The sequence below is a fragment of the Nitrospira sp. Kam-Ns4a genome (assembly GCF_965152595.1).
Genome location: NZ_OZ224218.1, coordinates 2,957,880 through 2,972,555 on the forward strand (window position 1 = coordinate 2,957,880; position 14,676 = coordinate 2,972,555).

A 14,676-nucleotide genomic window follows, 5' to 3' on the forward strand; every position below is an offset into this window, starting at 1 on the left:
ACGGGGTACCGTTGGGTGCACCAAGCAGAGGCGAAGACGGCGGCCGCGGTGCCGGCGCCCGTCCGACGGATGGACCCTCGGCGCGTGTACTCGGCCCTGGTCTTCATCCCGCTGTTCTACCTCCTGGTCCGCTACTTTCCGCCCTTGGCGTTGTTCCTCCTGGTGGTGGCGGCGGCGCTGCTGGCCCTGTCGGAGTTCTACCGGCTGCATTTCCGCGAGGCGCGCGCTACCCCCGCTCCGGCGCTGGGTCTGGGCGCCGCTGTGCTCCTGCTGACCAGCCTGCAGTGGCCCGGCCTGATCGCCGAACGAACCGTGCTCGTGCTGACCGTCGTCGCCGTGCTCGTCCACCGGCTCCGCTCGACCCAGGATCTCAGGCAGAGCCTGGCGGATTCGGCCGTGGTAGCGTTCGGCGTGCTGTACGTCGCGCTCACGCTCGGCCACGTGCTGCTCACACGCGCGCTCGCGGACGGTGAGTTTTTGGTGCTCTTCCTGGTCCTGGTGACGTGGGCAAGCGATACGGGCGCCTATTACGCGGGCCTGGGTTTCGGGCGGCATCGGCTGGCCCCGGTCCTCAGCCCCAACAAGACCGTGGAGGGCCTGGTCGGAGGGCTCGCCCTGGCTGTGGGGGCAGCCTTTCTTGCCCGGATCTGGTTTCTCCCGGGCTTGAGCGTCGCCGACTGTCTAGCGACCGGCCTGCTGCTGACGGTCGCGGGCGTCGCCGGCGACCTGGCCGAATCGGCCCTTAAGCGCGGGGCCGGCGTGAAGGACACGGGAACGGTGATCCCGGGACACGGCGGCATGCTGGATCGGCTGGACAGCCTGCTGTTTACGGCGCCGGCTTTCTACTATTACATGACGCTGGTGAAAGGAGCAGCGTAGCCATGCGAGGCCCCTCCATGAAACAGATCGTGGTCCTCGGATCCACGGGCTCGATCGGGACGAGCACGCTGGACATCGTCGCCAAGTTCCCCGACCGCTTCCGGGTCGTCGGGCTGACCGCCGGCAGCAAGGACACGGTGCTGGAGGAGCAGCTCCGCGCCTTCCGCCCGATCGCGGTCGCGCTCTCCGACGAGGATGCGGCGGCCCGGCTACGAGACCGGTGCCGGGACCTCCGGATCGAGATCCTCTCGGGCGAGGCCGGCATCGCGCAGGTCGCGGCGCTGCCCGAGGCGGACATGGTCATCTCGGCCATCGTCGGGGCGGCCGGGCTGGTCCCGACCCTGGCTGCGATCCGGGCCGGCAAGCCGGTGGCCCTAGCCAACAAGGAGCCGATGGTCATGGCTGGCCGGCTCATGCAGGACGAGGCGCACAAGCGCGGCGTGCGCATCTTTCCCGTAGACAGCGAGCACAGCGCCATCTTCCAGTGCATGGAAGGCCACCGCCGCGGGGACATCCGCCGGCTCATCCTGACCGCGTCGGGCGGCCCCCTGTGGGGGCTCTCCCGCGAGGAGATGCGTCATGTCACGCCGGCGCAGGCGCTCCAGCACCCCAACTGGAAGATGGGCGCCAAGATCACCATTGATTCGGCCACGTTGATGAACAAGGGCCTGGAAGTCGTCGAGGCGCGCTGGCTCTTCGATATCGCGGCGACCCAGATCGAGGTGTTGATTCACCGGGAAAGCATCGTGCATTCTCTGGTAGAATACCGGGACGGGTCCGTGATCGCCCAGCTCGGGCTCCCGGACATGCGCACGCCGATCTCCTACGCGATGGAGTATCCGGCACGCGTGCCCCTGGATCCGCCGCCCCTGGACCTGGCCGCGATCGGCAAGCTGACGTTTCACCGGCCCGATCACGACCGGTTTCCGTGCCTCCGGCTAGCGTACGACGCACTCGAGATCGGCGGCACCATGGCCGCCGCCTTGAACGCGGCCAACGAGACGGCGGTGGCCGCCTTCCTCCAGGAAGGCATCGGCTTCCTGGACATCGCGGAGGTCATCAGGCAGACCATGGATGCCCATCGGCCCCGCGAGGTGACCGCGATCGAGGACGCGCTGGAAGCCGACCGGTGGGCCCGCGAGAAGGCCAGCGCGCTGGTCCGCAAGCTGGCCCGATAATCACCGAGAGAGCCGAGGAGTTTTGCCCGTGCTAGCCGAATTCGTCGTCGCGCCGGACGCGCTGTGGCTGCTGATCAAGAAAGCCTGGTGGTTCCTGATCGTGCTCGGCGTCCTGATCTCCTTTCACGAGCTCGGTCACTTCCTGGCCGCGCGCTTGGTCGGCGTCAAGGTCCTCAAGTTCTCCCTCGGCTTCGGCCCCAAGCTCGTCGGGCGCCACATCGGCGAAACCGAATACCTCGTCTCCGCTGTGCCCCTGGGCGGCTACGTCAAGCTCTTCGGCGAGGAGGAGGCCGACGCCCAGACTCCCGAGGAGCGCCAGCGCTCCTTCGCCCACCAGGCCCTCCCCCGCAAGATGCTCATCGTCGCCGCGGGCCCCGGGTTCAACTTCCTGCTGGCCTTCCTGATCTTCTCCGGCTGGCTCGCGACCGGCGCGCCGCTGTTCGTGCCCACGTTCAAGGACCTGACCCCGGACGTGGAGGCCATCAAGCCTGGCTCGCCAGCGGAGCAGGCCGGCATCCTGGTCGGCGACCGGGTCCTCCGAGTGAACGACAAGGACATCTCGACCCGGACCGAGCTGCTCGAGGCCATTGCCAGGAGCGAAGGGAAGCCACTGACCCTCGACGTGCGGCGCAGCGGGCAGGTGAAAACGATCGTCGTGACCCCAACGGCCGCGCCCGCTCAGGAGCAGGGGAAGGAGGCAGGGACCTATCAGATCGGGATCGAGGAGACCGCGCCGGTCGTGACCGCGGTCATGAGCGGCTCCCCGGCGATGGTCGCCGGGTTCCGGGATGGCGACCGGGTCATCCGCATCGAGGATCAGGAGATCCGCACCTGGTCGCAGATGACCAGTTTGGTGCGGGACAACCCGAATCGGCCGCTCCGGTTCCAGATCAAGCGCGACGGCGCCCTGCTGACGCTGACGGTCACCCCGGTCCCGGAGAAGGCGGTCGTGGACGGGAAAACAGTCGAGGTCGGGAAGATCGGCATCTCGGGACCGGGCCGCTCGGTCGTCCGCGCGGCCAATCCGCTCGTGGCGGTCCTCCGCGGCGCGGAGGCAACCTGGGGCTGGACCGAGCTGACGGTCGTCGGGATCTACAAGATGCTGGCAGGCGAGATCTCGAGCAAGAACATTGGGGGGCCCTTGACCATCGCGAACATCTCGGGCGAGGCGGCGGCGCAAGGCACCTCCAGCGTCGTCTTCCTGATCGCCATCCTGAGCATCAACCTCGGCGTGCTGAACCTGCTGCCCATCCCGATCCTGGACGGCGGGCACCTGCTCTTCTTTGTCATCGAGGCCGTGCTGCGGCGGCCGCTGGGCGAACGCCAGCGGGAGATCGCACAACAGGTCGGCCTCCTGTTGCTGGTCGGCATCATGGTGTTCGCCTTCTGGAACGATATCGAACGCCTCATCTCGCATTAACGAGCGAGCAGCCGGTAGCACATAGCCGACAGCGAGCCGCGTCAGGATGTTCGCTACTCGCTGCCGGCGGTTCGCTCTTCGCTCAAGAGAACCCATGCGCGCCTCCGAGCTCCTGATCCCGACGCTCCGCCACGACCCGGGCGAAGCCGAGGTCGTCAGCCACCGGCTCATGTTGCGGGCCGGAATGATCCGGAAGGTCGCCGCCGGGATCTACACCTATCTGCCACTAGGTCTCCGTGTGATCCGGAAGATCGAAGCCATCGTCCGCGAGGAGATGAACCGGGCGGGCGCCCAGGAGGTCCTTCTGCCGATCGCCTCGCCGGCCGAGCTCTGGCAAGAGACCGGGCGCTGGGACTTTTACGGCAAGGAGCTGTTCCGATTCAAGGACCGCCACGAGCGGGACTTCTGCCTAGGCCCCACACACGAGGAGGTCATCACCGACCTCATCCGGCGGGAGGTCCGCTCCTACCGGCAGCTCCCGCTGAACTGCTACCAAATCCAGACCAAGTTCCGCGACGAGATCCGGCCGCGCTTCGGATTGATGCGGGGCCGCGAGTTCATCATGAAGGACGCCTACAGCTTCGATCGGGACGAGGAGGGCGCCAAGCTGAGCTACCAGAAGATGTACGACGCCTACCACCGGATCTTCACCCGCTGCGGGCTCACGTTCCGGGCCGTGGAAGCGGACACCGGGCTGATCGGCGGCACATCCTCCCATGAGTTCATGGTGCTGGCGGAGACCGGCGAAGAGACGATCGTCTACGACGAGGAGGGTGCCTACGCGGCCAACGTGGAGCGGGCGGAGGCGCTTCCGCCGACCGAGTCCTCGTCGGAGGAGCCCCGCCCGCTCCGGAAGATCCCCACACCGGGCGCCCGGACGGTCGAGGAGGTCACGGCGCTCCTGCGGACCACACCGGATCGCCTGGTGAAGACCCTGCTCTACAAGACGCCCCAGGAGACCGTGGCGGTCCTGGTCCGCGGCGACCATGAGGTCAACGAGGTCAAGCTCAAGAAGCTGCTGGGTGTCCAGGACGTCGAGCTGGCCGGACCAGAGGCCGTGACGGCCGCGACCGGGGCGCCGGTCGGCTTCGCCGGTCCAGTCGGCCTGCGCGGGATCCGCTTCCTGGCGGACCAGGCGGTGAAGGCCCTGCGGAACTTCGTGGTCGGCGCAAACGAGGCGGACGCGCATTACGTGGACTGCAATTGGGACCGGGACTTCACGGTGGACACGTTCGCCGACCTGCGGAACGCCCAAGCCGGCGACCCCTCGCCGCGCGGCGGCGGGCGGTTGAAGGTCGCCAAGGGGATCGAGGTCGGGCACGTCTTCATGCTTGGCACCAAATACAGCAAGGCCATGGGCGCCACGTTCCTCGATGCCAGGGGCCAGGAGCAGCTCGCGGTGATGGGCTGCTACGGCATCGGCATCGGGCGGACTGCCGCGGCGGCCATCGAGCAGAACCACGACGCGAAGGGGATCATCTGGCCGCTCCCGATCGCGCCGTTCCATGTCCACCTGTTGCCGCTGAGCCAGTCAGCCCCGGTCGTCGAGACCGCGCGATCGCTCTACGCGCAGCTTCTCCGGGCCGGGATCGAGGTCCTGTGGGACGACCGCGACGAACGGGCGGGGGTGAAGTTCAACGATGCGGATCTGATCGGGGCCCCGTATCAGCTTGTGATTGGGGACAAAGGCCTGGCCCAGAACCAGGTCGAGCTGAAGACGCGCCGAACTGGCGAGGTGGCGCGGCTAGTCCCCAACCAGGCGCTCGCCTGGATCCAGGATCGGTGCCGCGCCGCTGGCCTCTGACGATCGAACCCGCCCGCCCGCCTGCCAGCCGACAGTCCGTGCCAGCACCTTCTTCCCCCTTGCGTTCCGCCCGGTTTGCGCCTAGGCTATAGCAGTCCGGACGCTCGCCGGGACAGGAGGGTCGCCGTATGGAGAAGGTCCTGCCGGAGCACCTCCAAGAGCTGCAGCAGAAGGTCGCGTACGCCGAGCAGGTCAAACGCATCACCAACCTCATCCACGCGGCCAAGGATCTGGACCAGATTCTCCTCGACCTCCACAAAGAGATGCTCAGCGTGTTCGACGCGGAGAACCTCACCCTCTACGCCGTCGACACCGAGAAGAAGGAGGTCTTCTCCAAGGTGCCGCACATCGACGGCATTGAGAAGATCCGCGTCCCGATCAACGAACAGAGCCTCGTCGGGTTCACAGCCAAGTATCTCCGTCCCGTCAGCGTCGCGGACGCCTACGACAGGCAGGAACTGGCCAAGTTGAGCCCCTCCCTCTCGCACGACGCCTCCTGGGACAAAAAGACCGGCTTTAAGACCAAGCAGGTCCTCACCTACCCCATCGTCGCCGAGAACAAGTACCTGATGGGGGTGCTCCAGCTCCTGAACAAGAAGAGCGGCGGGCGCTTCACCAAAAAGGACGAAGAGTCCGTCGCCGAGATCGCCAAAGCGCTCGGCATTGCGTTCTACAACCTGCGCAAGCTGGCGAAGAAAACCCCGACGAAGTTCGATTACCTCGTCTCCAACAACCTCATCACGCAGAGCGAGCTGGACACGGCCATCGCCGAAGCTCGCCGGGGCGGCACCGACATCGAGACGCTGCTGACCGAGAAGTACAAGGTCTCCAAGGCAGACATCGGCAAATCCCTCAGCCAGTTCTACCGCTGTCCCTACGTGGAGTACAGCGACCGCCTCGCCATTGACGCGGAGCTGCTGAAGCCATTGAACGCCGACTACCTGCGGAAGAACTTCTGGACACCCATCCGCCGCGACAAGGGCGCCGTCGAGATCCTCATTGACGACCCCAACGACCTCGATAAGGTGCAGGACATCAAGCGGATCTTCCCCGGCCAGAGCCTCCGGTTCGCGGTGGGGCTCCGCCGGGACATCCTGCAGTTCCTCAACGCCGCCACGGGCGCCGCCGAGGCCGCTTCCCCCCAGGGCGCCCTCTCGGAGATCATCGAGCAACTCCAGACCGAGGCGTCGGAGATCCAACAGGAAGAGGTGGGCGTCAGCGTTGTCAGCGAGAACGACAACGCCATCGTCAAGCTGGCCAACCAGATCATCACCGACGCGTACCGGATGGGCAGCTCGGACATCCACATCGAGCCGTACGGCGAGAAGAAGGAGACGATCGTCCGCTTCCGGGTGGACGGGAGTTGCTTCGAGTACATGAAAATCCCGCCCAGCTACCGGCGCGCGATCGTGTCCCGCTTCAAGATCATGTCCAACCTGGACATCGCCGAGCGGCGCAAGCCTCAGGACGGCAAGATCAAGTTCCGGATGGCCGACAACAAGGAGATCGAGCTGCGCGTCGCCACCATCCCTACCGCCGGTCCCGGCAACGAGGACGTGGTCATGCGCATCCTCGCGGCCAGCGAGCCGTTGCCGCTGGAGAAGATGGGGTTCTCGGAGCGCAATCTACGGGAACTGAAGGCCATGGCGGAGAAGCCGTACGGCATCATCCTTTGCGTCGGACCGACCGGCTCCGGGAAGACGACCACCCTGCACTCGGTGCTCGGCTACATCAATACGCCGGACATGAAGATCTGGACGGCCGAGGATCCCGTCGAGATCACCCAGTACGGGCTCCGGCAGGTCCAGGTGCAACCCAAGATCGGATTCACGTTCGCCACGGCGATGCGCGCCTTCCTCCGGGCCGACCCCGACGTCATCATGGTCGGCGAGATGCGCGACAAGGAGACGGCCGACACCGGGATCGAGGCCTCGCTGACCGGGCACCTGGTCCTGAGCACCCTGCACACGAACAGCGCGGTCGAGACGGTGACCCGCCTGCTGGACATGGGGTGCGACCCCTTCAGTTTCGCGGATGCGATGCTCGGCGTGCTGGCCCAGCGGCTCACTCGCCGCATCTGCAAGGAGTGCAAGGAGGACTATCACCCTGCCCAGGAGGAGTACGAGGAACTGGTCCATGGGTACGGTCCTGACCTCTGGGCCAAGCAGATCGGCATCGGCTACGATCAGAACTTCAAGCTCTACCGTGGAAAAGGTTGCGAAGCCTGCAACAAATCAGGATTTAAGGGAAGGCTTGCTCTGCACGAGCTCCTGGTCGGGACCGACCGGATGAAGCGGCTGATTCAGGCGAAGGCCAAGACCGAGGACATGCTCCAGGTGGCGATCGAAGAAGGGATGACCACCCTCGTCCAGGACGGCATCCAGAAGGTGCTCCAGGGCCACACGACCTACAAGGAAGTCAAGGCGGTGGCGATCAAGTAGGGGCGGATCACCCGGGGCGTTTACCAGAGCTTGACCTGTTTCGCGAACCGGTCCGGCAGCAAGGCCCCGCCCGGGCGGATGCCCCGCTCCCCCAGTCCCTGCTCGACCGCGGCGATGCGGGCGCTGAAATTCGGATGGGTCTTGAAGAACGCCGGATCGTCCCCCTTCAGGTCCCGGAGCCGCTTGAGCAGCGAGACATAGGCCCCCGGGTCATAGCCCACGCGGGCCGCAAAGACCGCCCCCAGCACATCCGCCTCGACTTCCTTGTCCTGGTCGAGCCCCTCGTCGAGCAGCTTCTTGACCGCCACGTCAATGATCCCCTTGAAAGCCTCCGGATTCTGGTTCGCATACGCCAGGCCTGCCTGCGTGATCCCGCTGATTTGCTTGCTCCGCTGAATCACCGCCAGGATGTGCTTCTGGCTGACGTGTCCGATCTCGTGCCCCAGGACCGCGGCCAGCTCCGCCTCGTTCTTCACCTGCGCGAGCAGCCCGCGGGTCACGAAGATGTAGCCGGCCGGGGCGGCGAACGCGTTGATCGAGTCGTGGTCGAGCACCGCAAAGCGATAGGGGATCTCGGGGCGGTCGCTGGTCATCGCGACCGCCTGCCCGACCAGGTTGACGTAGCGGGTCAGCTCTGGCCTATCGTAGACCCCGTTGTAGCAGGCGACCACCTGCACCGCGATGGCCTGCCCGATGGACTGCTCCTCCTCGTAGCCGATCGGGAGGAGCCCGCTGATCAGCGTGCTGCCGCCCCTCACGACCCCCACGAGCCGCGGATCGCCGGACTGCTGGGCCACGCCCTCCGCCACCTGCTGGAGTTCCGCGCATCCTCCCAGGCTCAGGGTCACAAGGACGAGCGCCGCCGAGCCGAGACCACGGCGCGTCCGTTCAGTTGCCGTACTCGCCAAGCTTTCCCTCCTTGAGAAAGGCCTCGACTTCGGCGTCGGTGAGCTGATAGGTCGCCATGCGGTCCACTGCCGCGCGGTCCTGCGGCTTGATCCCCGACCGGATCGCATAGTCCTCCGAGACCTTGTCAAGCCCGCGCGCGCCGGCGGAGGCCGTGACGTCCGACGCCTCGCGCTGCCGGAAGCTCTTCCCGAGAGCGGCCAGGGTGGTGTCGTCACCCTTCGGCTTGGTCTCGCTCACTTTGTTGGCGAAGAGCCAGCCGGTCTGCCCGTCGGCCGTGCGCACCTGCAGCCACTGCCCCTCCCGCTTGAGCACCGTCAGCGCGTCGCCGAAGCGAAGGTCCGCCACCTCCTTATCCAGAGAAGTCTTCCCGGCCCGGAGCTTGGCCGTCTTGCTCTGCACGTACACCGTTTCGGCCCACACGCTCACCGGGGGCAGCGCCGACAGGGTCAGCACCCAGCAACTCAGGACCGCCAGACGCAACAAAGCACTCACGCCGGATCCGCCCTCCCTCATCATTTGCTCGTCAGCTCGTAGACCCCGTCCCAGCCCTCTGGAGGCGGGACCGCCAGGTAGCCCCTGGCGCGGTCCCGATACACTTGACACACTCCGTCCGCAGGATCAAGGGCCAAGGCCTCGGTGAAGCGCTCCAAGGCCGACCGGAAGTCCCGCCGCTTGTAGGCTGCCAGGCCTTCGAGGTACCGGTCCACCAGCCGGCGCTTCGTGTCGCTCAGCGACCCCTTGCGGCCCATCAGCTCATAGACGGCCACCGGCTGGTCTTTCCCCTTCACCCGCAGGAGGTCCACTTCCCTAGCCTCGATCTCGCCGCACGCCAATTCATAGGTCCGCGGCCCCAGCAAGATCAGCGTGTGGTAGAACTTGTTCGCCCCCTCCAGCCGCGAGGCCAGGTTCACGCTATCCCCCATCGCCGTATACTCCATCCGCACCTGCGAGCCCATGTTCCCCACGACGATGGGACCCGAGTTGATGCCGATCCGGGTCGTGAGGGGCTTGAACCCTTTCGCCACCAGGTCCCGGTTTAACGGTTCGTGCGCAGCCTGCACATCCAAGGCCGCGAAACAGGCCTGGACTGCATGGTCGGGGTCCCCCCGGGGCGCGCCGAAGATGGCCATGATGCCGTCCCCGAGGTACTTGTTCACGTTGCCGCGGTGCCGGAGGATGACGCCCGTCATGAGCGAGAGGTACTGGTTGATGACCTCCACCAGTACCTCCGGCGACAACTGCTCGGAGATGTTCGTAAAGCCGGCGACGTCGGAGAAGAACACGGTCAGCTCCTTCTTCTCTCCGCCCAGCTTGACCGACTCCGGGTGCCGCATGATCTCATCCACAACCTCCGGCGCCATGTACCGGTCGAAGGCGGAGCGGAGCAGGCGGCGCTGCCGGCCTTCGCGCAGGTATTCCGCCGTGGCGGACAGGGTATAGGTCAGCGCCAGGGCACCTTCGGGCACTACCAGGTCCAGCCAGAGCTGGTGCCGGATGAAGGCGTAACTGGCCACGCCGTAGTAGGCCAGGGCGGCGGCGAGCACGAGACCCACCTTGAGGGCCGTGCGCGACGTCACGGCGAAGCCGAAGGCGAGCCCGAGGCAGAGGACCAGGGACGTGACGGCCAGCACCCAGCACGGCGCGTGGCGGAGCGCATCGCTGGCCAGGAGGTTGTCGAGGGCCGTCATGTGGATCAGGACCCCTGGGGTGAAGGGCTCGAGGGGGATCGCCCGGAGGTCGTAGGTGCCCGCAGCCGTCGTCCCGATGAAGACGATCTTGTCCTTGAACAGGGCCGGGTCCAGGAACGGTTGCTCGCCGCGCTGCCGCTCCGCGTACGATCGGAGCACCGCCCCGGCGGAATAGGAGGGATAGGCCCGCTGGGCGAGCGTGCCGTGCCAGTTGAGCACCATGGCCTGCTCGCTGGTCAGAGGCACGCTCGCCCGCCCCAGCGTGAAGCGGTCCGCCTCCACCTGCGCCCGCTCAGCCCCGAGCAGGAACCGCGCGACGGCTGTCGCAAGCTGCATCGCATCGCCGCCCCGGGCCACCCGCACCGGTCTCACCCGGCGGGACACGCCGTCCGGATCGGGATCGAAATTGATGAACCCGAGACCACGGGCGGCCTCGGCCAGGGCAGGGATGGGCAGCTTGAACCCCGGCGGCCCCAAAGCGGTCGCCGACGCGGGCCGTTCCGGCCCATCGAGGGGGATGAGCGCCTTGCCCGGCTGGCCCAAGGGCAGGGAGGCCGCCGCCTCGTCCAGCAGAACGGGCAGGAACACGTTCCCGGCGGCGGCGACCGAGTCGGCGAACACCTGGTCGAACTCCTCCTCGCTCCGGTCCGGCTCCATGAACAGGATGTCGAAGACGATGGCCTTGGCGCCGGCCTCGTTCAGGTACTGGACGAGATAGCCGTGCCGGTCGCGGGGCCAGGGCCAGCGGCCGAACGTCTCCAGGCTGGCCTCGTCCACAGCGACGAGCACGAGGTCCTTGGACGCGGCAGCGGGATCGGCGTGGAGGCGGAAGCGATGGTCCAGGCTCTTTAGCTCGACGGTCTGGATCGGCCCCAGGAAGGAGAGCGGCGGCGCCAGCAGCCCGACGGCCAGGCCGATGGCGACGGCGGTCCGGTACCGGTGCTCCAGGAGCGTCGAAAGGGACATGACCTCCGCTGTTATCGCACAACCCGGACGAGATCGCCAGCCTGAAAGCCCGTGCCCGCGGTGATCCGGGCTTCGGAGACCCGCTCGTTCTGGTGGTTGGCGAGGACGAGTTCGCCGATCTGCTTCTCGCGTTTCCCGAGCGAGCGGCCTGTGTCGGGATCAATCAGGTCCTGCCCCAGCCGGAAAACGCCGAGCTTCGTTCCCGGCGCGAGCCGGGACTTCTCGCCGGCCCGGATGATGACCGTCTGCTCTTCCAGGGCGAGCACCCGGCCGGTGAACGGCTGGGCGTTCAGCCTGGCGATCATCTTCTCCATGGCCTTCGAAAGCGCGTCGCGGAGCGCCCCATCCCGCAGGCCCACGTCGGCCGTGGACCGGCCGCCCATGCCCAGGATCTGCGTCGTCCCCTTCCGGTACTCCCCCATCCCGGACTCGGCCAGCAGGCTCTTGCCGGAGGCGACATCCACGAGCGAGTAATCCACCTGCACGCGGGCGATCTGGGTCTTGCTGCCGGCCAGGGCGAGGTCCATCCCCTCCTCGACCTCGGAGTACGCCGTGATCGCCCCCTGGATCCGGTAGTCCACGGACTCGAACCCCTCGGCCGCGTCCTTCTTGCCGGCTTTGATCGCGCCGGTCTGCTGGAGCCGAATCAGCTCTTCTTGCTGCCGCATCGCGTCCTCGGTCACGTCAATCGGCTCGAGGCCCGCGCTCTTGACCAGTGTCCGCAGGATGTCGGTCGCCGCCCCCCCGAGGTTGAGCACCTTCGACGGCGTCTTGTTCGCGAACTTGATGATCGCCACGGTGTACTGGGGCCCGCTGTACTGGAGCCCCGCCGCTTCCACTCTCTGCGTCTGTCCGGTGACGCTCACATCCTCCTTGACCTGCCCGCTCATGGTGGGCGAGCACCCCGCGAGCGCCAGTAGACCGAGTGCCACGACGGCTCGAACCTTCTTCCTCACCATGGCACCGCCTCCTTTCTGTTGTCCGTCATTGCGGCCCCGGCGGGCCCTTGCGGGCCGCGACGACCTCCAGCGTGTTCGCCGTCGCCCCAATGACATCGAGGTCGAAACCCGGGAAGTCCTTCTTGGCCAGCTCGTCGCCGATCTGCTGCGCCGACGCCTGCGCGTCCACGTCCAGCACCGCCACCCCGCCCTCGAACCGGCGCTGGATGATCGTCCGCACCTCGCGGACCTGGGACTGGAGGAACTCCTTGATCTTGACCAGGTCTCTCATCCCGGCCAGCCCTCGGATGGTCACCTGGATGAGCTGGCCGCCGGACGTCTCCGCCGTCCACTTGCTGGCGATCTGCTCGATCAGCTTGCCTGCAGCGTCCCGCGCGGCCTTCTCGAGCGCGGCGTTTCCGCCGGTGTGCTGGGCCACGTGCCGCGCCACGCCCGAGCCGCGCGCGGAGGCCAGGACTTGGCCGTTGTCCACGCGAATCGCCGTCACCAGCACCTCCGCCAGGTAGGAGCCGACCGCGCTGCCCGGCAGCCGCGGCCCCTCCTTGGCCAGGGCCTTGCCCATCACCACCACCTCGGCGTTCAGCTTCTTTCCGAACATCCGCGCCCCGTCCGCGGTCAAGTCCGCGATCCGGTAGGCGTTCGCGATCTCGAACGTGCCGGTCGAGGCGGACAGGTCCACGACGTTGAAGCCCTTGCCGAGGAACTCCTCCTTCATGGCGGTCTCGGACACCGCCATCTCCACACTCTGACCGCGGAACTCCGTCCCACCCCGCCCCCACCAACTCCACCAGAAGATGGCGAGCTCCTGGCCGATGTTCTGCTCAGCGATCATGAAGAGCACCCGGGGCTTGCCGGCCCGTGCCTGGAGCAGCCCGAGGGCCGCGAGGTCGTTCTTCAGGTTGCCGACCGAGACGGTCGCCTCGATCGTGATCAAGTAGAGGTCCCGCTGCGCGCCCTCCTTGACGACCTTGTAGCTCTGCACGTAGCCCTGGCTCTTGGACAGGATGTGGTCCCGGACGGTGACGAAGTTCTCGACCAGCGTCTCGGAGGCGACCATCGTCCCGACCGCCTGTTCCACCGCCTTGCGCAGCGCGTCGCGCAGCGCGTTGTCCCGAGCAAGTCCCTGGTCCCCGCCCTGGATGCCCGCCACACCCTCGGTCGTCACGGTCTGGCTCTGCGCCAGGCCGACCGCCGGCCAGAGGAGGCCGAACAGGACCATGATCGCCAGCACCCCGCTTCCGTTCACACGTCTATCCCACATCCGCGCCTCCCTTGGTCTCCAGCCCGACGTCAGGCCAGGCCGGCCGTCTCGCCCGCACGAGAAATTGCCACGAGAGCAGCACTATCCCCATCTGACTCTCGCGGCGATTCATGACGCGCTCTCCTCCTACTACGATCACCGCGAAGTGATTGACCGCGAGATCGCCGAGCATGAGACGCTCAATCCCGGCCTTCACGCCAAATCGGCGCGGTGAGGCTGCACTTTGTCGTGCCTCTATGGCATGAGGCCCTCGAACCGTGCTACAGTAGCCTCGTGAGACATGAGGATCGGCGACGGGAGCTAGGCCGCACATTACTGGATGTAGCCAAGTATCTCGCCACGGTCGGACTGATCGGCGGATTCTTGACGAACACGCTGACCACACTGAGCGGGCTTCTGATCGCCGTCGTCTTTGTTGTGCTGGGAGTCGCCGCATTCTACGTCATTCCTCCCAAGAAGGAGGCACCATGATGGGCGTGTACTTCATCCTCGCCGGTCTGCTGATTCTTGCCGGATTCGGCGTCCTGGTCGCGTACAAAGAGGATCATCCCCACAAGCCGCTGTAGTTGCAGTACGCTGGAAAACTGAAAAGTAGCCTCTCCCTCTTTTCTCAAGTCACCGACCTCTCCAATCAAGTCCTGTGGCTGCCTCCGCCTTCTGAGACGGATGCAACCCCGTGACGAGACTCCTTGTCACCATCGCACTTTGGAAATCTTGGTCTCGCCGCCCTACCGTGGGTCCACCGCCACGAACAGGTTGTTGCCCTGGCGGCTCAGCAGCAGCACAACCATCTCTTCCTTCTTGATCTTGCTCGCCATCCGCTGGAAGTCCTCCAGGGACTTCACCACCTCGCGGTTGACCTCCTGGATCACGCCGCCGCGCTGCAGGCCTGCCGCTTCCGCCGGGCTGCCCGGCTCCACGTGGTTGATGACCACCCCGGTCGTCTTGCTCGGCAGGTTGAGCTGGCTCATCGTCGAGGGATCGAGCGGCTGGACCCCCAGCGCTGCGAGCACGTTTTTCTCAGAAGATGCCGCAACTTGAGGACCACTGGCTGTCTCACCGGGAGGCACAGGCCGAGCAGATTCTGGCGACTTGGCTGTCCCACCGGCAGGTCCAGCCTGCGCAAGGCTCTGCACGACGGCACGAATCTTGGCAACATACTTTCCGAACT

Annotated in this window: 13 protein-coding genes; 7 read left to right on the forward strand and 6 right to left on the reverse strand. The window is 66.4% G+C overall.

Annotation, left to right across the window (positions count from 1 at the left end):
• Window positions 1-15 precede the first annotated feature (15 nt).
• From ACWHYQ_RS14735 to ACWHYQ_RS14755, 5 genes are all read left to right on the forward strand, one after another.
• Window positions 16-879, forward strand: a complete 864-nt coding sequence (locus ACWHYQ_RS14735) for a phosphatidate cytidylyltransferase (protein ID WP_447972872.1) — start codon at window positions 16-18, stop codon at window positions 877-879.
• 17 nt (window positions 880-896) lie between these two features.
• Window positions 897-2,057: a 1-deoxy-D-xylulose-5-phosphate reductoisomerase gene (locus tag ACWHYQ_RS14740; RefSeq protein ID WP_447972873.1), complete on the forward strand. Its 1,161-nt coding sequence runs from the start codon at window positions 897-899 to the stop codon at window positions 2,055-2,057.
• 28 nt (window positions 2,058-2,085) lie between these two features.
• On the forward strand, window positions 2,086-3,477 hold the full coding sequence (gene rseP, locus ACWHYQ_RS14745) for an RIP metalloprotease RseP (protein ID WP_447972874.1): 1,392 nt from the start codon (window positions 2,086-2,088) through the stop codon (window positions 3,475-3,477).
• 94 nt (window positions 3,478-3,571) lie between these two features.
• Window positions 3,572-5,281 (forward strand): proline--tRNA ligase, encoded by a 1,710-nt coding sequence (locus ACWHYQ_RS14750; RefSeq protein ID WP_447972875.1) that lies wholly within the window; start codon window positions 3,572-3,574, stop codon window positions 5,279-5,281.
• A 128-nt stretch (window positions 5,282-5,409) separates the two neighbouring features.
• On the forward strand, window positions 5,410-7,722 hold the full coding sequence (locus ACWHYQ_RS14755) for a GspE/PulE family protein (protein WP_447972876.1): 2,313 nt from the start codon (window positions 5,410-5,412) through the stop codon (window positions 7,720-7,722).
• A 20-nt stretch (window positions 7,723-7,742) separates the two neighbouring features.
• Here ACWHYQ_RS14755 and ACWHYQ_RS14760 read toward each other — a convergent pair whose 3' ends face one another.
• From ACWHYQ_RS14760 to ACWHYQ_RS14780, 5 genes are read right to left on the reverse strand one after another with little or no spacing between them, the layout of a single operon-like run.
• Window positions 7,743-8,630: a M48 family metalloprotease gene (locus tag ACWHYQ_RS14760; protein WP_447972877.1), complete on the reverse strand. Its 888-nt coding sequence runs from the start codon at window positions 8,628-8,630 to the stop codon at window positions 7,743-7,745.
• Window positions 8,611-9,123 carry an SH3 domain-containing protein gene (locus tag ACWHYQ_RS14765; RefSeq protein ID WP_447972878.1) on the reverse strand — a complete coding sequence of 171 codons (513 nt, stop codon included), beginning with the start codon at window positions 9,121-9,123 and terminating at the stop codon, window positions 8,611-8,613. Before ACWHYQ_RS14765 ends, ACWHYQ_RS14760 begins: the two co-directional genes overlap by 20 nt.
• Before the next feature lie 20 nt (window positions 9,124-9,143).
• Entirely contained in the window at window positions 9,144-11,285 is a 2,142-nt protein-coding gene (locus ACWHYQ_RS14770; protein WP_447972879.1) for a CHASE2 domain-containing protein, read from the reverse strand.
• 11 nt (window positions 11,286-11,296) lie between these two features.
• Window positions 11,297-12,244, reverse strand: a complete 948-nt coding sequence (locus ACWHYQ_RS14775; RefSeq protein ID WP_447972880.1) for a CsgG/HfaB family protein — start codon at window positions 12,242-12,244, stop codon at window positions 11,297-11,299.
• A gap of 25 nt (window positions 12,245-12,269) precedes the next feature.
• Window positions 12,270-13,505 (reverse strand): flagellar assembly protein T N-terminal domain-containing protein, encoded by a 1,236-nt coding sequence (locus tag ACWHYQ_RS14780; protein ID WP_447972881.1) that lies wholly within the window; start codon window positions 13,503-13,505, stop codon window positions 12,270-12,272.
• A 64-nt stretch (window positions 13,506-13,569) separates the two neighbouring features.
• Between ACWHYQ_RS14780 and ACWHYQ_RS14785 the strand changes: the two genes are divergently transcribed.
• The gene (locus tag ACWHYQ_RS14785; RefSeq protein ID WP_447972882.1) at window positions 13,570-13,719 is read left to right on the forward strand and encodes a hypothetical protein; all 150 of its coding nucleotides are present in this window, start codon (window positions 13,570-13,572) and stop codon (window positions 13,717-13,719) included.
• 59 nt (window positions 13,720-13,778) lie between these two features.
• Window positions 13,779-13,976 carry a hypothetical protein gene (locus ACWHYQ_RS14790; RefSeq protein WP_447972883.1) on the forward strand — a complete coding sequence of 66 codons (198 nt, stop codon included), beginning with the start codon at window positions 13,779-13,781 and terminating at the stop codon, window positions 13,974-13,976.
• A 257-nt stretch (window positions 13,977-14,233) separates the two neighbouring features.
• Here ACWHYQ_RS14790 and ACWHYQ_RS14795 read toward each other — a convergent pair whose 3' ends face one another.
• Entirely contained in the window at window positions 14,234-14,518 is a 285-nt protein-coding gene (locus ACWHYQ_RS14795) for a PDZ domain-containing protein (RefSeq protein WP_447972884.1), read from the reverse strand.
• Between the last annotated feature and the right edge of the window lie 158 nt (window positions 14,519-14,676).